This window comes from Noviherbaspirillum soli (genome assembly GCF_015352955.1).
In the GTDB taxonomy this organism is placed as follows: domain Bacteria; phylum Pseudomonadota; class Gammaproteobacteria; order Burkholderiales; family Burkholderiaceae_D; genus Noviherbaspirillum_A; species Noviherbaspirillum_A soli.
This window is the reverse complement of sequence record NZ_JACYOX010000017.1, coordinates 31,748-48,843: the sequence shown is the minus strand read 5'-3', so window position 1 is coordinate 48,843 and position 17,096 is coordinate 31,748. Positions and strand designations below refer to the sequence as shown.

The window sequence follows — 17,096 nt, the reverse complement described above, 5'->3', positions numbered from 1 at the left end:
GCGATGCCGGTTGCGCGCCGGGATGGCGCAGCGTTAGCCAGCGGCTCGGGCGCGCACGCCCTGCCCTTGCATGAATCGCCAATACAGGCGCAGCAGCAGCAGAGCCGCCACGATCAGCCCGAACAGGATGGGCTGCGAAAAATCATTCTTGCCCGCCTTCATCCACCAGTAATGCAGTATGCCCAGCGGCGCGATCAGATAGATCAGCCGGTGCAGCAACTGCCAGCGCTTGCCGCCAAGGCGCTTGATCATCGCATTGGTGCTGGTTGCCGCCAGCGGGATCAGCAGCAGGAAAGCGCCGAAGCCCACCGTGATGAAGGGCCGTTTGACCACATCCTTCAGCATTTCCGCGACATCGAAGAAATGATCGAACCAGAGGAAGGTCAGGAAGTGCAGCGATACATAAAAGAAGGCGAACAGGCCCAGCATGCGGCGCAGGCGCACCAGCCAGTTCCAGCCGGTGAAACGCCGCAAGGGGGTGACAGCCAGCGTGATGCAGAGGAAATACAGCGTCCAGTCGCCGGTGTTTCGGGTGATGAACTCGACCGGATTGGCACCCAGTTGGTCGGTGAAGGTGAAGATCACCAGACGCAGGAAAGGCATACAGGCGGCAATGAACAGCACGCCTTTCAGCAGCTTCAGCTGCCTGGCATCCAGGCTGGCAAGCGCGGTAGCCATCAGAACTGCTTCTTCAGGTCCATGCCGGTGTACAGGCTGGCCACCTCGCTATAGCCATTGAACATCAGCGTCTTGCGCTTCTTGGCGAACAGGCCGTCTTCCCCGATGCGCCGCTCGCTGGCCTGCGACCAGCGCGGATGGTCCACATCCGGATTGACGTTGGAGTAAAAGCCGTACTCCGAAGGCGCCGATACATTCCATGCCGTTTTCGGCTGGCTGCTGGTGAAGCGGATCTTGACGATGGACTTGGCGGACTTGAAGCCATACTTCCACGGCACCACGATGCGCACCGGCGCGCCGTTCTGGTTCGGCAGCACTTCGCCATACATGCCCACTGTCAGCAGCGTCAGCGGATGATTGGCTTCGTCCATGCGCAGGCCTTCCACATAAGGCCATTTCAGCACGGGGCTCGAGAGGCCGGGCATCTGTGCCTTGTCTGCCAGGGTGACGAATTCGACGAACTTCGCGTTGCCGGTCGGCTCGACCTTTTTGATCAGCTCCGACAGGGAAAAGCCGACCCACGGCACGACCATGGACCAGCCTTCCACGCAGCGCAGCCGGTAGATGCGCTCTTCGAGAGGGGCCAGCTTCATCAGGCTGTCGATGTCGAGCGTCATCGGCTTGTTGACCTCGCCTTCGATGGCGATGGTCCATGGCCGCGGCTTGAGCGATCCGGCATAGCGGGCCGGGTCGCTCTTGTCGGTGCCGAATTCATAGAAGTTGTTGTAGGTGGTGGCGTCCTTGTAGCTGGTGGGCTTGTCCATCACGACGAAAGCGGGATTGGGCTTGGCCGCAAGCTTCTGGGCGCCTTGCGCGAAGGCTTCGCGGGTCGCCATTTCCAGCAGGGCGCCGCCGGCAATGGTGCCGAGCGCAAGTTGCTGGACAAACCGGCGCCGGGATTCGAAGACATGACGGGGTGTGATTTCGGATGCGTACGGCAGGTCGATGCCGTTGGGGCCGCGTTTGATCAGCATGGTGTTGCTCCAGAGTGCATGAATTGACTGGAGAACAGTACACCAAAACCGGCGCACGCGTTGTACGCCGGTTGGCCTCAGTCAGGGGTTACAACTGGCCGTAGGAATGCAGGCCCGACAGGAACATGTTCACACCCAGGAAAGCAAAGGTGGTGACCAGCAAGCCGACCAATGCCCACCAGGCGGCAATTTGTCCGCGCAGGCCCTTCATCAAACGCATGTGCAGCCAGGCGGCGTAATTGAGCCAGACGATCAGGGCCCAGGTTTCCTTCGGGTCCCAGGACCAGTAGCCGCCCCAGGCCTCCGCGGCCCACAGGCCGCCCAGTATGGTGGCAATGGTGAAGAAGGCAAAACCGACCGCGATTGCCTTGTACATCACGTCGTCCAGCAGTTCCAGCGCCGGCAGACGGTCGGCCAGGATGCCGTGCGACTTGCACAGATAGGCCGTGCCAACCATGGCGGCCAGCGCGAAGGTGCCGTAGCCGATGAAGTTGGCCGGCACATGGATCTTCATCCACCAGCTCTGCAGTGCCGGCACCAGCGGCTGGATCTCGGCTGCGTCGCGGCTCACGGTGTACCACAGCAGGAAGCCGACCGCGGCGGAGATGACCAGCAGCACGAAGGCACCCAGTTGCCGCGTCGCATAGCGCTGTTCGTAATAGAGATAGAACAGCGCGGTGATCATGCAGAACAGGATGAAGACTTCGTACAGGTTGGAAACCGGGATGTGGCCGACGTCGGCGCCGACCAGGTAGGACTCGTACCAGCGCACCAGCATGCCGGTAAAGCCCAGCACCACTGCCGCCCAGCACAGCTTGCTGCCGATGGCGCTGCCAAAGTCGGAGCGGGTGAGCAGGCCGCCCCAGTAGAACAGCGTGGACAGGAAAAACAGGGTGCTCATCCAGAGGATGGCGGACTGGCTGGACAACATGTATTTCAGGAAAAACCGCGTATTAGCCATCTCCAGCGAGCCGGCATACATCCATATTGCGGAGAGCGACAATACGGCCAGCAGGGCCATCAGCCAGCGCACCGGCTTCCATTGCCATCCCAGCCAGGTAAAGGTAGGTGCCGACAGGATCAGGATGCCCTTTTCGTAAATGTCCATGTAGGCGCCATACCGGTTCAGCGCGAACAGTGCGCCGGCCACCAGCGCCAATGCATACAACCAGTCAATGGCGCCAAGGCGCCGGAACAGGCCAGGTGGCTGGGTATAGGCGACGCCTTGCGCGGTGCGTTGCTGCGTGAGTTCCATCTCTCTTCTCCAGTTGCGCCGGCCTGCGGCGCCACATTGATACGTTATTCCCTACAGGCTGCCAGTATAGTGGATCGCTGACCGGATTAAGCGGCCTGCCCATGCAGCAGGGCTGCCTTCAGCTTGTCGTATTCCCTGTCGAAATCCAGCGTGCGGCGCTGGGTGCTCATCGCCATCAGCGCATGGGCATGGCCATTGCCTTCGGGTTTGATCCATACCCAGACCCGGCGTTCCCGGATGTACAGCATTGCAAAGACGCCCAGCACCAGGAACAGGCAACCCAAATAGACCACATTCTTGCCCGGCGACCGGGTGACCTGCAGCACCGATGCCTTGACCTCATCGAACGAGGTCAGGTTGAGGTAAACCGGCGAGCCATAGAAAAAGGCATCGGCGTAGGCATTGGTCGCCAGCTGCAGGAAGCGGGCATGCTTGTCGTCCGCCTCTACCGGCTTCAGGCCGTCCCTTTCACGCGCGACCTGCCACAGGTCCCACAGGCTGCCGTTGAGTATCTTCATGAAGATGTCGGCAGCCTTTTCCTGGTCTGCCTGCGGAATGCGCTCCAGGAAACGCGCAACGGCGACGTAGCCGGCTTCCTTGTCGTTGCCGGCAAAGATATCCATGCCCTTCTGGGAGGACTCGACCAGTTGCCGGCGCACCGCATCGCTGCCGCCCGGCAAGGCCCGTTGCGCATAGCGTTCGGCCGCCTGCAGGCGCATGGCCGGACTCTGCAGGGCCGCCCGCAAGCGCATCCATTCATCGACCGAATCATTGTCGTCGGCCGGAATACGCAGATAGCGGAACTGTTCGTTCGGCGTATCGCGCACGCCGGTCAGGAACACATAGCTGCCGTCCACCAGGACGGGCTGCATGTAGTTGTGGAATTCACGGGCCTGGCCGGTCTTGTCGCGCAGCTTGTACTGCAGGCTGGGGCCGACGTTCTTCAGGTCCTTGGTATTGGCGCCCTTGCCGGCCGAACCGAGTTGCTGCTGCAGTTCATCGGCCAGGCTTTTGCCCTTGGCAACGGCGCGCAGGTCCTGGCCGTTCTGCGCCATGTTCTCCACGTTGAAGGGCCGGAAGCCCGACCATTCGATCGTGTATTCGGCATTGCCGTCCTGGCCGCGGTTGGCCAGCGGCGTCGTGCCGCTGACTTCGCCGTTGAGAACGAAACTGTCCTTGCCCGCGCCCTTCATCGGATAGCCAGTGACTTTCAGCTTGCTGCCGCCGTCCTCGAAGCTGGACTGATAGACCGCCAAGCCCTTGTAGATCAGCGGCTGGTTGACCTTGATGGTCGCAGGGAAGCTCTTGCCGGTTTCATGGTCGGTGACATGGACCTCGCTGGCAAACAGCTTGGGCATGCCGGTGGAATAGAAGTCGATGATGAAGCGGTCCAGCTTGATGGTGAATGGCAGGTCCTGCAGCAACACGCCGTTCTGGCGCGGGATGATGGCCGTGCTGCTGCTGCTGCCTTCCGGAATCAGGGTATTGCCGCGGAAAGTGGGGTTGGCCAGTCCCAGCCGGTGCTGCGCCGGGATCTCGGAAATCACGCCATTGCCCATGAAGGGCGTCTTGCCATACATCCATTCCTGAAAACGGATCGGCAGATCGGAGTCGAGCAGGCCACCCACGCAGATGATCACGATGGCGCTATGCGCAAAGATATAACCCCACTTGTTGGCGGCGCCCTGCTTGGCGGTGATCAGCGTGGCCTGGTCCTTCTGCACGATTTTCACCTTGTAGCCATGCGCCGCAATGCGCTCGGCGCTCTGCTGCACCAGCTGCGCCTCGCCCTGTTCGCCGCGCCATTCCGCCTTGTGGTGGAAGTTGCGCAGCGACTGCTCGCGCACGTTCTCGCGCCAGCTGCGCATGTCGGCCAGCATGCGCGGCGCATTGCGGATGATGCACAGCGAAGTGGAAATGACCAGGAAGGCCAGGATCAGCAGGAACCACCAGGCGGAATAGACGCTGTACAGGCCGAGCTTGCCGAACACGTCGAACCAGAACGGGCCGAACTGATTGACGTAGTTGGTCATCGGCTCGTTCTGCTTCATCACCGTGCCGATCACGGAAGCAATCGCCAGCACCGACAACAGGCTGATGGCGAAACGCATGGATGACAACAGTTCGACTACGCCAGCCAACTTCTGGCGCTCGGTTTTCAACTGTATGCCTGCGGTGCTGGTGCTCATGTTTCCATCTCTGTGCGTTGCTGTTTCTGCAAGACTGCATTAACGAAAAAAAAGGGGCAGCCACGGCCGCCCCTTCATTCGGTCTTGTTGTTCTTGTTTTGTTATTTGAGGCCGGCAATGTAATCCGAGACTGCTGCTATTTCCGCGTCGGACAGGCGGCTGGCGATCATGGTCATCTGCTGGCTGTTGTTGCGGGCACCGCCACGGAAGGCGGTCAGTTGCGCGGCCGTGTATTCCTGATGCTGGCCAGCCAGCCTTGCGTAGGGCGCCGGGATGCCAGCGCCGTTGGCGCCATGGCAGCTTGCGCAGGCCGGCACGTTTTTCTCGGCAATGCCGCCGCGGTAAATCTTCTTTCCCAGGTCGATCGAGGCCTTGTTCTTGGCCGCGCCCGGCTTGCTTTCCTGCTTGTCGAGCCAGGCTGCGACATTGTGCATGTCTTCTTCCGTCATGGCCTTGGCGATCGGCGTCATGATGGGATTGTTGCGCTCAGGCGTGCGGAAATTGCTCAGCTGCTTATAGATATAAGACTCGTGCTGGGCAGCCAGCTTCGGGTTCTGGACGATGGTGGAGTTGCCGGCAGCGCCATGGCATGCAACGCATGCCGGAATATTGCGGGAGGCATCGCCATTGGTGTAAATGGTTTCGCCCTTGGCAGGATCCGCTTTCACGGCTTTGGCGCCTTCGGCAGCACCGGCCAGGGAGGATACTGCCAGCATTGCGATAAACAAGGATTTTGCAACTGGTAGAAACGCACGATTCATTCAGACACCCTGAGGCTTGATTTTAGATTCTTAACCGCCGTCCATTCTGCCCTGCGCTGAATCTCATTGACTGGCACGACAGCATTTAACCGCCTATTGTACAATAGCTTTCCGGCTTTCGCCTTCCCAGCAGTATATTCTGTACACACCATGTCCCAACTCTGGCAGGCACGCTTCTTTACCACCGTTAACCATCTGCGCGACCTTCCCGGCACGCGGGTGCCCGAAATTGCCTTTGCCGGCCGCTCCAATGCCGGCAAATCCACCGCGATCAACGTGCTGTGCAACCAGAAAAAGCTGGCGTTCGCTTCGAAGACGCCCGGCCGCACGCAGCATATCAACTACTTTTCGATCGGCGGCGCCCATGTGGGCCAGCACCGCAAGGATGAAACCCGGGTCGACGAGATCCGCGGCCTGCTGGTGGACCTGCCGGGTTACGGCTACGCCGAAGTCTCGGGCGATGCCAAGCTGCACTGGCAGCGGCTGCTGGGCGACTATGTGCAGCGGCGCGAGCAGCTGGCTGCGCTGGTGCTGATCGTCGATTCACGCCGTCCCTTCACCGATCTCGACATCCAGATGCTGGAATGGTTTGCGCCAACCGGCAAGCCCATCCATTGCATACTCAGCAAGGCCGACAAGCTCAACCGTAATGACGCTGCCAACGCACTGCGCCAGGCGCGCACCCTGCTGGGCAGCTATGTTCAGGAAGACGGCAGCCCATGCCCGTTTACTGCCCAGTTGTTTTCGGCATTGAAGCGTACTGGCCTGGAAGAGGCGACCGAGCGCATCGAAACTCTGCTCGGACTGAATCTGCCATCGCAAGCCGGGCAGGCGCCGGAAGCCGAGGACGCACAGCAGGATGACGAACAGGGATAAAAAAACCCTGGAGAAAGGGGAGTATCTCCAGGGTAGTAACGCCTATCGTCAAGAACGAAAGGCCCCGCTCAGGGAGGAGAAGCGGGAGGTACTTGACGCACCTGTCGGTATGAGATGCATATTCCTGAAAAGTTTCAAATTTTTTTCCGCCCCTGATTTCCTTTCCTGAGAGAACAGCCATGGCCCAATTCCCTGCTCCGCCCCAATTCCCTGCCATCCGCATGCGCCGCATGCGCAAGGATGCCTTCTCGCGCGCGATGATGCGCGAGAACGTAATTACGGCCGCCGACCTGATCTATCCCGTTTTCCTGCTGGACGGCAAGAACCAGTGCGAGAAGATTGCATCGATGCCAGGCGTGGAGCGCATGTCCATCGATCATCTGCTGGGCGTGGCGGAAGAATGCGTGGCGCTGGGCATACCGGTAATGGCGCTGTTCCCTGTCATCAACCCTTCGCTGAAGACGCCGGACGGCATCGAGGCGACCAATCCAAAGGGTCTGGTGCCGCGCGCGGTGCGCGAGCTGAAGCAACGCTTTCCCGAACTGGGCCTGTTGACCGACGTTGCGCTCGATCCCTACACCAGCCATGGCCAGGATGGCGTGCTCAATGCCGACGGCTATGTGCAGAACGATGAAACCACTGCCATCCTGGTGCGCCAGGCGCTGACCCAGGCCGAGGCCGGCGTCGATATCGTGGCGCCGTCCGACATGATGGATGGCCGCATCGGCGCCATCCGCAATGCGCTCGAATCGCATCACTACATCCATACCCGCATCATGGCCTACTCGGCCAAGTATGCATCGGCCTTCTATGGCCCGTTCCGGGACGCGGTTGGCTCCTCGGCCACGCTGGGCAAGGCCAACAAGTCAACCTACCAGATGGATCCGGCCAACAGCAACGAGGCGCTGCGCGAGGTGGCGCTGGACCTGGCCGAAGGCGCCGACATGGTGATGGTCAAGCCCGGCATGCCTTATCTGGATATCGTGCGCCGGGTGAAGGACGAGTTCCGGGTGCCGACTTTTGCTTACCAGGTCAGCGGCGAATACGCGATGATCAAGGCGGCTGCGCAGAACGGCTGGCTGGACCACGACAAGACCATGATGGAATCCATCATGGCATTCAAGCGCGCCGGCGCGGATGGCGTGCTGACCTACTTCGCGCTCGATGTCGCGCGCCGCCTCAAGCACAATCCCTGATCGCGCCCGGAGCAGTCTGCCTGCATGAATCTCTTTCTGGTTACCCACGCGCAGGTAAGCCGTCTGGACGCATTGCCATCCATCCTTCCGCCGCAGGGCTTTCTCTGGCTGGATGCCAGCCATGAAGAAGTGGCGGCGGCGCCCGAGGAATGGCGGTCGGCGGTGGAGCGGGCAACCGGCGTCTCCGTCTACGACCCGCATCTGACCGATGCCGTCAACCTGCGGCATCCTTCCTATTTCGATGCCACCCAGGATTACGAAATGGTGGTGTTCCGCAAGCTGGCGCTCAATGGCGAGGCAGGCGGCACCGAGGTTGCAAAAACGCCGGGCGGCAACACCAGGATCGTCACCCGTCCAGTCACCTTCCTGGTGATGGACAATGCGCTGGTAACGGTGCGGGCGGCACACAGTCGCACTATCGAAACTGCCCGGGCACGTCTGCTGGAGTACCGGCCCAAGGCCAACGGCAGCAGCCACAGCGGCCGCCCGCCTTCCTCGCCGCGCGAACTGATGCTGCGGCTGCTCAATGCGATGGTGGACCAGTACCTGGACCTGCGCGCACCGCTGTCGCAGCAGATCGATCGCTGGCAGCGGGCGCTGCTCAACACCCAGCGCCCGTTCAATGACTGGATGGCGCTGCTGGATGCGCGCATCGAGCTCAGGAAGCTCGATCATCTCTGTGAAGAGCAGCACGACGCTCTGCAGGAATTGCGCGACCATTTCGTCGACACCTTTCATAGCCAGGACGACAGCCGCGCCAACGACCTGCTGCTGGTGCGCATCAACGATGTGATGGAGCACATCACCCGCGTGCTCAACCATGCCCGCCGGCTTGAATCGTCGATCGAGTCGGCGGTGCAGATCCACTTCGCGGCCATGGCCCATCGCACCAGCGAGATCATGCGCACGCTCACCGTGATCACCGCGCTATTCATGCCGCTGACGCTGATCACCGGCATCTTCGGCATGAATTTCGAAGTCATGCCGCTGCTGAAGAACCGGGAAGGTTTCTGGATCACCATGGGCGCCATGGTGGTGATGGTGGCGGTGCTGCTGTTCTTCTTCCGCCGCAAGCGCTATATCGAGGAACGGGTGCGCGACTTCGTCAAGACGGACGTCCGCCCCAAGTGAAAAGCGCCTCCGGCTGGAGGCGCTTGAACAATGACCGCTTACTTGTTGGGCTGCGGCGTCAAACGCAGATAGGGCTTGGGCGCGGTATAGCCCTTCGGATATTTTTGCTTGATGACCGCTTCATCCTGAATGCTGAGCGGAATGATGACGTCGTCGCCATCGCGCCAGTTACCGGGCGTAGCCACCGTGTACTTGTCCGTGAGCTGCAGCGCATCGATGACGCGCAGCACTTCATCGAAGTTGCGGCCGGTGCTCATCGGGTAGGTGATGATCAGGCGCACTTTCTTTTTCGGGTCGATCACGAACAGCGAGCGCACCGTCATGGTTTCCGACTGTTCCGGATGGATCATGTCGTACAGCGTCGCCACGGTCTTGTCGGCGTCGGCGATGATGGGAAAGCCCACCACGGTTTTCTGGGTTTCCTCGATGTCCTTGATCCAGTCCACATGCTTCTCGGCCGGGTCGACCGACAGCGCAATCGCCTTCACATTGCGCTTGTCGAATTCCGACTTCAACTTGGCGGTCAGGCCCAGTTCGGTGGTGCAGACCGGCGTGAAGTCAGCGGGGTGGGAGAACAGCACGACCCATGAATCGCCAGCCCACTCGTGGAAGCGGATGCGGCCTATCGAGGAATCCTGCTCGAAGTCCGGTGCGGTATCGCCTAAACGTAAGCTCATCTTGCTCTCCTTGCCTTGTTATAGAAATGAAAACTATAGCGCCTGTGTGAGCGCGGCTCCAACGATTTTTACCGATTATGCAAATTACCTGTCCACAGGTCAGCGGCTGACCAGGGCAAGCGAACGCAGGAAGCGGTCGGCGTCCTGATACCCTATCACACGGCCTTGCGTGGCTTCCACGCCATCCTTGCCAAAAAGGATGATGCCTGGCGGGCCGAACAGCCGGAACCGCTTCAGCAGCGCACGGTCGTCGGCATTGTTGGCGGTCACGTCGGCTTGCAGCAGCACCATGCCTTCGAACTGCTGCCGGACCCGGTTATCGGTGAAGGTCAGCTTTTCCATTTCCTTGCACGACACGCACCAGTCCGCATAGAAGTCCAGCATCGCTGGCTTGCCCTGCGCTTTCGCCCGCGCCAGTGCAGCGTCGAGCTCGGCAGTCGACCGGACCCGCTCGAAGCGGGTGACATGATGGTCGCCGCCCAGATGCGCCAATGGCGCCAGCGGATCGCGCCCGCCGCTTGCCAGCCCGGCCAGTTCCACCGCGCCCAGCAGCAGGAACAGCATGCCGGCAAGCTTGCTGCGCCAGCCGGCGCCACGAGGAATGATCAGCCAGGCGCCATAGCCAATACCGAGCGCGGCCCAGCCAGCCATCTGCAGCCAGGCCGGCAGCACCGGCGCCACCATCCAGAGCGCCACTGCCAGCATCAGAACGCCGAAGAAGCGTTTCACCGCCTCCATCCAGGCGCCGGCGCGCGGCAGCAAGGCGCCCGCCGAGAGGCCAATGGCCAGCAGCGGAATGCTCATGCCGACCGCCATCGCAAACAGGGCGCTGCCGCCAACCACCACGTCGCGGGTCTGGCTGATGTAGAGCAAGGCGCCGGCCAGCGGCGCTGCAACGCAGGGCCCGACGATCAGCGCCGACAGCGCGCCCATCATGAACACGCCGGCCAGCTTGCCAGCGGTCTGCTTCTCGGAAAGCTGGGTCAGCCGCGTCTGCACCATGGCCGGCATCTGCAGTTGATAGACCCCGAACATGGACAGCGACAGCATTGCCATCAGCAGCGCGAAGGCGGACAGCACCCAGGGATTCTGCAGCGCCGCGGACAGCCCCTCGCCCAGCAGGCCGGCCGATACGCCCAGCAGGGTATAGACGATCGCCATGCCCAGGCTGTAGGTGGCCGACAGCAGGAAGCCGCGCAGGCGGGTCGCCTTTGCGCCCTCGCCGACGATGATGAAGGACAGAATGGGCACCATGGGCAGCACGCAGGGCGTGAACGACAGCCCAAGCCCCAGCAGCAGGAACAGCGGCATGATTGCCAGCAGGCGGCCGCTGCGCAGCGAGGATTCGATGCGCCCCATCTCGGAATCGGCGACCGGCGATGCTGTGGCAGTGGAAGCGCTGACACCCTGCGCATCCAGCCCGCGCGCCGCGGCCAGCAGGCCGCTGCCTCCGGTGGGCGACAGCCGGGCCTGGGAGTCCATCGGCGTATAGCACAGTCCCTTGTCGGCACAGCCCTGGCTGGTGGCAACCAGCAGGAACGGCCCCGCCGCCTGCACCGGGATCGTGATGACCACCGTTTTCCTGTAAGTCTCGACATCCTTCTGGAACGTCTCGTCGAACTTGACCTTGCCCGGCGGGATCACGGGCTCGCCCAGGGTGGCGCCCTCGGCACGGAAAGCGAAGCGCTCGCGATACATGTAATAGCCGTCGGCAATCTGATAAGTGACTTCGATCGTTCCTGGGTCCAGCATCCGGCTGGCGAAGCGGAATGCCGCTTCCGGCTCCAGGTAATCTTCAGCAGCCCCCGCGGCGGGCGCAAACAGGCTCAGCAGCATGGCAAGCAGCCCGAGCCACACCGGCAGGCGGTGGCGTAATACCTTGTCAAGCATTGATGTCTTTCCTGGTTTCCTGCGTGATCCAATTCAGGTAAGGCTGCAAGCCGGCCTGCACCGGCACGGCAATCACTTCCGGCAGCGCATAGGGATGCAGTTGCCTGATTGCCTGTTCCAGCTCATCGTACCGGTCGATGCTGGTCTTGATCAGCAGGGTCACTTCCTCGGCTTCCTCGACCGCGCCTTGCCAGCGGTACACCGACTGCACGCCCGGCAACAGGTTGACGCAGGCTGCAAGCCGGCGCTCCACCAGCGCCCGGGCGAGACTGCGAGCGCTCGCGGCATCGGCCATATTGGTCAGAACGAGCATTGCCTGTTCCATATCCGTGCTCCTTTTACTCAGCCCTCGCCTACTTCAGCAGGCGCTTGCGGGTCAGCATGGTCGCCAGATAGAACCCGCCTACGCAATAGACCAGCAGGATGGCCAGGTCCGCCAGCGGCGTTGCCGGCCATGCGCCCAGAATCAGCGGCCGTACCAGGTTCACCGCCGCGCCCAGCGGCAGGAATTGCGACACCAGTTGCAGCCAGCCTGGCAACTGCGCCACCGGATAGTACACACCCGACAGAAAGATCATCGGTGTCAGCACCAGCGTGAAATAGTAGGTAAAGAAATCATAGCCCTGCGCAATGGCATTGAATACCAGCCCCAGGGAGGCGAAGGTCATGCCGATCAGGAACAGCAGCGGCAAGGTCAGCAGCGTATACGGATGCAGGCCTATGCCCAGCAGGAACATCACGCACAGGATGGCAATGCCCGAGAACAGCGACTTGGTGGCTGCCCACAGCATCTCGGCCAGCACCACGTCGTCCAGCGCGATCGGCGCATTGAGCAGCGCTTCCCAGGTCTTCTGCACGTGCATGCGCGAGAAAGCCGAATAGAGCGACTCGAACGAAGATGCCATCATCACCGACATGCAGATCGAGCCCGACGCCAGGAAATGGATATAGGGAATGCCGTTGATGGTCTGCAGCAGGCTGCCCAGCCCGTAGCCGAAGGCGATCAATGTAATCAGCGGGTCGGCGATATTGCCCAGCACGCTGGCCACTGCCAGCTTTTTCCAGACCAGAAAGTTGCGCCGCCAGATCGGCAGGAAGCGCAGCGAGAATGCCGGCAGCGCATACAGTGCGGTGGTGCTCATCTCAGTCCCTCATTTCGCGGCCGGTCAGCTTCAGGAACAGGTCTTCCAGGTTGGCCGGACGGTGGATGTAGCGCACGCCGCTGACAGTGGCCAGGCTGTCGAGCAGCGGCTGCGCATTGTTGGTGTAGCAGAAAACGGTTTCTCCACTGATTTCGAAGCGTTCCGACAGCCTGCGGCCGTGCGCCTCGCCCCACGCGAGCGCATTCTCGCCATAGGCTTCGATCACCTGGGCCTCGATGTGCGCCGCAATTAGCTCGCGCGGGCCGCCTTCGGCAATCATCCGGCCATGGTCGATCACGGCCAGGCGGTCGCACAGGCGCTCGGCTTCATCCATGAAGTGGGTGGTCAGCAGGATGGTCTTGCCGTCGGCCAGCAGCGCCTTCAGCCGCTCCCAGATCATGTGCCTGGCCTGCGGATCGAGGCCGGTGGTGGGCTCGTCCATGAAGATCAGATCGGGATCGTTCACCAGCGCGCGCGCCAGCGTGAGCCGGCGCCGCATGCCGCCTGACAGCTCGCTGATGCGGGCATCCTTCTTTGACGTGAGGTTGGAAAACTCCAGCAGGCGCGGGATGCGCTCCTTGATGACCGCATCGGCGATGCCGAAATACCGGCCGAACACGAGCAGGTTTTCCGCCACGGTGAAGTCGGGGTCGAGGTTGTCGCCCTGCGGCACCACGCCGACCCGCAGGCGCGCCGCGCGGGCGTCGTCGGGCACGGGCCGGCCCACCAGGGTCACATAGCCGCTGTCGGGCTCGGTCAGGCCCAGGCATAGGCGCAGGGTCGTGGTCTTGCCGGCGCCGTTCGGGCCGAGCAGGCCATAGCACTCGCCCCGACGCAGCGAGAAGGACAGGCCATCGATGATGGTGTGGCGGGATGCTCCACTGCCATAGGACTTGTGAAGATCTTCAACGGAAAGAATGGCGGATGCGCGCATGCAGATCAGATTTCCTTGATGCGGCAGGAATGCCGCTGATGATGTCGTTCCCATGAACGCTCTGCCAGTTCAGTAACGACAAAAGCCAGGCAAGTGCCTGGCTTTCGATTGTACAACGGCTACGAGAAACGCCTTGCGGCGCAGTTCTTATTCGGCGCTGGTGTCTTCCACTGCTTCGGTGGTTTCCGGACGGTCCACCAGTTCGATGAAGGCCATCGGCGCATTGTCGCCAACGCGGAAGCCCATCTTCAGGATGCGCAGGTAGCCGCCATTGCGGTTTGCATAGCGCGGGCCCAGTTCAGCGAACAGCTTGACGACCATCTCGCGATCGCGCAGGCGGGAGAATGCCAGGCGCTTGTTGGCCAGCGAGTCGGTCTTGCCCAGGGTCAGGATGGGCTCGACGACGCGACGCAATTCCTTGGCTTTCGGCAGCGTGGTCTTGATGGCTTCATGACGCAGCAGAGAAACAGTCATGTTGCGCAGCATGGCCAGACGGTGGGAAGAGGTACGGTTCAGCTTGCGAAGGCCGTGACGATGACGCATGGTGATTCCTTTCGGTTTTGAGTTTGATTCCAGTTCTTCTATCGGCGCCATCAGGCGTCGCGGACCGGTAAGCAGGGTTTAAAAATTCAAGAGTGCAGCATGATAGCCGAAGGCACGCCGTGCCTCCAGCTATTTCAGTCTGCGAATTACTTCTCCAGGCCGGCAGGCGGCCAGTTCTCCAGCTTCATGCCCAGGGTCAGGCCGCGCGAAGCAAGGACTTCCTTGATTTCGTTGAGCGACTTGCGGCCCAGGTTAGGCGTTTTCAGCAGTTCGTTCTCGCTGCGCTGGATCAGATCGCCGATGTAGTAAATGTTTTCGGCTTTCAGGCAGTTGGCGGAACGGACCGTCAGCTCCAGGTCGTCAACCGGACGCAGCAGGATAGGATCGACCGACGGTGCGCGGGAAGGCGCTTCAGCGGCGGCCTCGGTGCCTTCCAGAGCGGCGAACACATTGAGTTGATCAACCAGAACGCGGGCCGACTGGCGGATCGCTTCTTCCGGCGAGATCACGCCGTTGGTTTCGATGTTGATGACCAGCTTGTCCAGGTCGGTGCGCTGCTCCACGCGGGCGGACTCGACTGCATACGACACGCGGCGCACCGGCGAGAAGGATGCATCCAGAATGATGCGGCCGATGGTCTTGTTGGTGTCTTCCGCCAGACGGCGCACATTGCCCGGCACATAGCCGCGACCCTTTTCGACCTTGATCTGCATGTCCAGCTTGCCGCCAGCGGTCAGGTGCGCAATCACGTGATCCGGGTTGACCAGCTCGACGTCATGCGGCAGGTCGATGTCGGAAGCCAGCACGGCGCCTTCGCCATCCTTTTTCAGGGTCAGGGTCACGTCATCGCGGTTATGCAGCTTGAAGACGACGCCCTTCAGGTTCAGCAGCATGTCGACCACGTCTTCCTGCACGCCGTCCAGCGACGAATACTCGTGCACGACACCGGCGATGGTGACTTCGGTCGGCGCATAACCGATCATCGAAGACAGCAGCACGCGGCGAAGCGCATTGCCGAGCGTGTGGCCATAGCCGCGCTCGAACGGTTCCATGACGACTTTTGCATGGCCGGCGCCAAGTGCTTCGACTTCGATGATACGGGGTTTCAACAGGCTGTTTTGCATGGAATGTCCTTTTCAATACCCTCGGCTCATTACACCGATAAGGCTGATGGCATTACGAGAAAGCCCGCCACGAGTGTGGCGGGCGGGAGGCTACTACAATGACTGCGATACTGCGCGGATTAACGGCTGTACAGTTCGACGATCAGCGATTCGTTGACGTCGCCAGCGATGTCGCTACGCTCCGGCAGCGACTTGAACGTGCCTTCCATCTTCTTGCTGTCGACCGCAACCCACGACGGCATGCCGATCTGCTCGGCCAGCGACAGGGCTTCGACGATACGGGTCTGCTTCTTGGCCTTCTCGCGGACAGCGACGACGTCGCCCGGCTTGACCTGGTAGGAAGCGATGTTGACCACGATACCGTTCACGGTGAACGCCTTGTGCGATACCAGCTGACGCGCCTCTGCGCGGGTCGAGCCGAAGCCCATGCGGTAGACGACGTTGTCCAGGCGTGCTTCCAGCAGCTTCAGCAGGGTCTCACCGGTGTTGCCCTTGCGACGGTCAGCTTCGGCAAAGTAGCGTCGGAATTGACGCTCGAGGATGCCGTACATGCGCTTGACCTTCTGCTTTTCACGCAGCTGGTTGCCGTAGTCGGAGGTGCGGACACCCGAAGTCCGGCCATGCTGGCCAGGCTTGGAATCCATCTTGCCCTTGGAGTCTGCCGAGCGGCGTGCGCTCTTCAGGAACAGGTCGGTGCCTTCACGGCGGGACAGCTTTACTTTTGGTCCGATATAACGTGCCACGAGAATTTCCTTAGGTTTGACGCCCCGGGCTCATGGTTCAGTCCATGCGCCAGGCGCTAGTCCGGTCATGCCGCAACCGAACGGTGGTCTTAAGAAGAAAGCCCGCCTCGAATTTCTGGCGGGCAAACATAGTACTACGAATTGCCTGCTGCTGCGAGAAGCGACTTAGATACGACGACGCTTCGGCGGACGGCAGCCATTGTGCGGAACCGGGGTCACGTCCTGGATCTGGGTGATCTTGATACCCAGGTTGTTCAGAGCGCGCACGGCGGATTCGCGGCCAGGACCCGGGCCCTTGATGCGGACTTCCAGGTTCTTCACACCAAACTCCACTGCCACCTTGCCGGCTGCTTCCGCTGCGACCTGCGCTGCGAACGGGGTCGATTTACGCGAGCCCTTGAAGCCTGCGCCGCCCGAGGTTGCCCACGACAATGCATTGCCCTGACGATCAGTGATCGTGATGATGGTGTTGTTGAAGGATGCGTGGATGTGCGCAATGCCTTCGGCAACGTTCTTTTTGACTTTCTTGCGCACGCGTGAAGCGGCGGCGTTGTTTGGTGCTTTTGCCATAATGATTTCCTTGAATCCCGATGCTGCTGTGGATTATTTCTTCAGCGATTGTGCTGCCTTGCGCGGACCTTTGCGGGTACGTGCATTGGTACGGGTACGCTGACCACGAACCGGCAAGCCCTTGCGATGACGCAGACCGCGATAGCAGCCCAGGTCCATCAGACGCTTGATGCTCATCGAGACTTCACGGCGCAGATCGCCTTCGACAACAAACTTGCCGATTTCGTCACGCAGCTTTTCCAGCTCGTTGTCGTCCAGGTCCTTGACCTTCTTGTTGGTCGCCACGCCGGTTTTTTCGCAGATTTCTTCTGCACGGGGACGGCCGATGCCATAAATCGCAGTCAAGCCGATCACGGTGTGCTGATGGTTGGGGATATTAACCCCTGCAATACGTGCCATTCGTTATTCCTCGA

General features: G+C 61.1%; 18 protein-coding genes. 3 read left to right on the top strand and 15 right to left on the bottom strand.

Annotation, left to right across the window (positions count from 1 at the left end):
- Window positions 1-33: 33 nt before the first annotated feature.
- The 5 genes from IGW04_RS13705 to IGW04_RS13685 all read right to left on the bottom strand — a co-directional run bounded on the left by IGW04_RS13705 (window position 34) and on the right by IGW04_RS13685 (window position 5,857).
- Window positions 34-678: a protein-methionine-sulfoxide reductase heme-binding subunit MsrQ gene (locus IGW04_RS13705; RefSeq protein WP_194713644.1), complete on the bottom strand. Its 645-nt coding sequence runs from the start codon at window positions 676-678 to the stop codon at window positions 34-36.
- A complete protein-coding gene (gene msrP, locus IGW04_RS13700; RefSeq protein WP_194713643.1) occupies window positions 678-1,652 on the bottom strand; it encodes a protein-methionine-sulfoxide reductase catalytic subunit MsrP in 975 nt (324 codons plus the stop codon). The genes IGW04_RS13705 and msrP overlap by 1 nt, the downstream gene beginning before the upstream one ends.
- 88 nt (window positions 1,653-1,740) lie before the next feature.
- Window positions 1,741-2,907, bottom strand: a complete 1,167-nt coding sequence (ccsB, locus tag IGW04_RS13695; RefSeq protein ID WP_194713642.1) for a c-type cytochrome biogenesis protein CcsB — start codon at window positions 2,905-2,907, stop codon at window positions 1,741-1,743.
- 86 nt (window positions 2,908-2,993) lie between these two features.
- Window positions 2,994-5,096, bottom strand: a complete 2,103-nt coding sequence (locus tag IGW04_RS13690; RefSeq protein WP_194713641.1) for a cytochrome c biogenesis protein ResB — start codon at window positions 5,094-5,096, stop codon at window positions 2,994-2,996.
- A 101-nt stretch (window positions 5,097-5,197) separates the two neighbouring features.
- The gene (locus IGW04_RS13685; RefSeq protein ID WP_194713640.1) at window positions 5,198-5,857 is read right to left on the bottom strand and encodes a c-type cytochrome; all 660 of its coding nucleotides are present in this window, start codon (window positions 5,855-5,857) and stop codon (window positions 5,198-5,200) included.
- A 150-nt stretch (window positions 5,858-6,007) separates the two neighbouring features.
- Here IGW04_RS13685 and yihA point away from each other — a divergent pair, with 150 nt between their 5' ends.
- The 3 genes from yihA (at window position 6,008) to IGW04_RS13670 (ending at window position 9,060) form a co-directional block, all read left to right on the top strand.
- The gene (yihA, locus tag IGW04_RS13680; RefSeq protein ID WP_194713639.1) at window positions 6,008-6,733 is read left to right on the top strand and encodes a ribosome biogenesis GTP-binding protein YihA/YsxC; all 726 of its coding nucleotides are present in this window, start codon (window positions 6,008-6,010) and stop codon (window positions 6,731-6,733) included.
- A gap of 179 nt (window positions 6,734-6,912) precedes the next feature.
- The gene (gene hemB / locus IGW04_RS13675) at window positions 6,913-7,929 is read left to right on the top strand and encodes a porphobilinogen synthase (RefSeq protein ID WP_194713638.1); all 1,017 of its coding nucleotides are present in this window, start codon (window positions 6,913-6,915) and stop codon (window positions 7,927-7,929) included.
- 24 nt (window positions 7,930-7,953) lie between these two features.
- Complete coding sequence (locus tag IGW04_RS13670) at window positions 7,954-9,060, top strand: magnesium transporter CorA family protein (protein ID WP_194713637.1); 1,107 nt, start codon at window positions 7,954-7,956, stop codon at window positions 9,058-9,060.
- 38 nt (window positions 9,061-9,098) lie between these two features.
- On the opposite strand, the gene IGW04_RS13665 is transcribed toward IGW04_RS13670, so the two are convergent.
- The 10 genes from IGW04_RS13665 to rpsM all read right to left on the bottom strand — a co-directional run bounded on the left by IGW04_RS13665 (window position 9,099) and on the right by rpsM (window position 17,082).
- Window positions 9,099-9,737 carry a peroxiredoxin gene (locus tag IGW04_RS13665; RefSeq protein WP_194713636.1) on the bottom strand — a complete coding sequence of 213 codons (639 nt, stop codon included), beginning with the start codon at window positions 9,735-9,737 and terminating at the stop codon, window positions 9,099-9,101.
- A 99-nt stretch (window positions 9,738-9,836) separates the two neighbouring features.
- The gene (gene dsbD, locus IGW04_RS13660) at window positions 9,837-11,627 is read right to left on the bottom strand and encodes a protein-disulfide reductase DsbD (protein WP_194713635.1); all 1,791 of its coding nucleotides are present in this window, start codon (window positions 11,625-11,627) and stop codon (window positions 9,837-9,839) included.
- Window positions 11,620-11,940, bottom strand: a complete 321-nt coding sequence (gene cutA, locus IGW04_RS13655; protein ID WP_228527085.1) for a divalent-cation tolerance protein CutA — start codon at window positions 11,938-11,940, stop codon at window positions 11,620-11,622. The genes dsbD and cutA overlap by 8 nt, the downstream gene beginning before the upstream one ends.
- 40 nt (window positions 11,941-11,980) lie before the next feature.
- Window positions 11,981-12,769 carry an ABC transporter permease gene (locus IGW04_RS13650; RefSeq protein ID WP_194713633.1) on the bottom strand — a complete coding sequence of 263 codons (789 nt, stop codon included), beginning with the start codon at window positions 12,767-12,769 and terminating at the stop codon, window positions 11,981-11,983.
- 1 nt (window position 12,770) lies between these two features.
- Window positions 12,771-13,703, bottom strand: a complete 933-nt coding sequence (locus IGW04_RS13645) for an ATP-binding cassette domain-containing protein (RefSeq protein ID WP_194713632.1) — start codon at window positions 13,701-13,703, stop codon at window positions 12,771-12,773.
- A gap of 147 nt (window positions 13,704-13,850) precedes the next feature.
- Complete coding sequence (gene rplQ / locus IGW04_RS13640; protein WP_194713631.1) at window positions 13,851-14,246, bottom strand: 50S ribosomal protein L17; 396 nt, start codon at window positions 14,244-14,246, stop codon at window positions 13,851-13,853.
- A 146-nt stretch (window positions 14,247-14,392) separates the two neighbouring features.
- Entirely contained in the window at window positions 14,393-15,370 is a 978-nt protein-coding gene (locus IGW04_RS13635; RefSeq protein WP_194713630.1) for a DNA-directed RNA polymerase subunit alpha, read from the bottom strand.
- A 119-nt stretch (window positions 15,371-15,489) separates the two neighbouring features.
- Window positions 15,490-16,113 carry a 30S ribosomal protein S4 gene (gene rpsD / locus IGW04_RS13630; RefSeq protein WP_194713629.1) on the bottom strand — a complete coding sequence of 208 codons (624 nt, stop codon included), beginning with the start codon at window positions 16,111-16,113 and terminating at the stop codon, window positions 15,490-15,492.
- Between the two features lie 165 nt (window positions 16,114-16,278).
- Window positions 16,279-16,683, bottom strand: coding sequence for a 30S ribosomal protein S11 (gene rpsK, locus IGW04_RS13625; protein WP_194713628.1), 405 nt, complete (start codon window positions 16,681-16,683; stop codon window positions 16,279-16,281).
- Between the two features lie 33 nt (window positions 16,684-16,716).
- The gene (gene rpsM / locus IGW04_RS13620) at window positions 16,717-17,082 is read right to left on the bottom strand and encodes a 30S ribosomal protein S13 (protein ID WP_194713627.1); all 366 of its coding nucleotides are present in this window, start codon (window positions 17,080-17,082) and stop codon (window positions 16,717-16,719) included.
- Between the last annotated feature and the right edge of the window lie 14 nt (window positions 17,083-17,096).

Bases quoted from the DNA above. Each gene is read 5' to 3' on its own strand.
- IGW04_RS13635 (WP_194713630.1), bottom strand. From the start codon at position 15,370: ATGCAAAACAGCCTGTTGAAACCCCGTATCATCGAAGTCGAAGCACTT.
- dsbD (WP_194713635.1), bottom strand. From the start codon at position 11,627: ATGCTTGACAAGGTATTACGCCACCGCCTGCCGGTGTGGCTCGGGCTG.
- ccsB (WP_194713642.1), bottom strand. From the start codon at position 2,907: ATGGAACTCACGCAGCAACGCACCGCGCAAGGCGTCGCCTATACCCAG.
- IGW04_RS13650 (WP_194713633.1), bottom strand. From the start codon at position 12,769: ATGAGCACCACCGCACTGTATGCGCTGCCGGCATTCTCGCTGCGCTTC.
- IGW04_RS13685 (WP_194713640.1), bottom strand. From the start codon at position 5,857: ATGAATCGTGCGTTTCTACCAGTTGCAAAATCCTTGTTTATCGCAATG.
- IGW04_RS13665 (WP_194713636.1), bottom strand. From the start codon at position 9,737: ATGAGCTTACGTTTAGGCGATACCGCACCGGACTTCGAGCAGGATTCC.
- IGW04_RS13690 (WP_194713641.1), bottom strand. From the start codon at position 5,096: ATGAGCACCAGCACCGCAGGCATACAGTTGAAAACCGAGCGCCAGAAG.
- rpsM (WP_194713627.1), bottom strand. From the start codon at position 17,082: ATGGCACGTATTGCAGGGGTTAATATCCCCAACCATCAGCACACCGTG.
- rpsK (WP_194713628.1), bottom strand. From the start codon at position 16,683: ATGGCAAAAGCACCAAACAACGCCGCCGCTTCACGCGTGCGCAAGAAA.
- IGW04_RS13705 (WP_194713644.1), bottom strand. From the start codon at position 678: ATGGCTACCGCGCTTGCCAGCCTGGATGCCAGGCAGCTGAAGCTGCTG.
- IGW04_RS13670 (WP_194713637.1), top strand. From the start codon at position 7,954: ATGAATCTCTTTCTGGTTACCCACGCGCAGGTAAGCCGTCTGGACGCA.
- hemB (WP_194713638.1), top strand. From the start codon at position 6,913: ATGGCCCAATTCCCTGCTCCGCCCCAATTCCCTGCCATCCGCATGCGC.
- IGW04_RS13645 (WP_194713632.1), bottom strand. From the start codon at position 13,703: ATGCGCGCATCCGCCATTCTTTCCGTTGAAGATCTTCACAAGTCCTAT.
- yihA (WP_194713639.1), top strand. From the start codon at position 6,008: ATGTCCCAACTCTGGCAGGCACGCTTCTTTACCACCGTTAACCATCTG.
- msrP (WP_194713643.1), bottom strand. From the start codon at position 1,652: ATGCTGATCAAACGCGGCCCCAACGGCATCGACCTGCCGTACGCATCC.
- rplQ (WP_194713631.1), bottom strand. From the start codon at position 14,246: ATGCGTCATCGTCACGGCCTTCGCAAGCTGAACCGTACCTCTTCCCAC.
- cutA (WP_228527085.1), bottom strand. From the start codon at position 11,940: ATGCTCGTTCTGACCAATATGGCCGATGCCGCGAGCGCTCGCAGTCTC.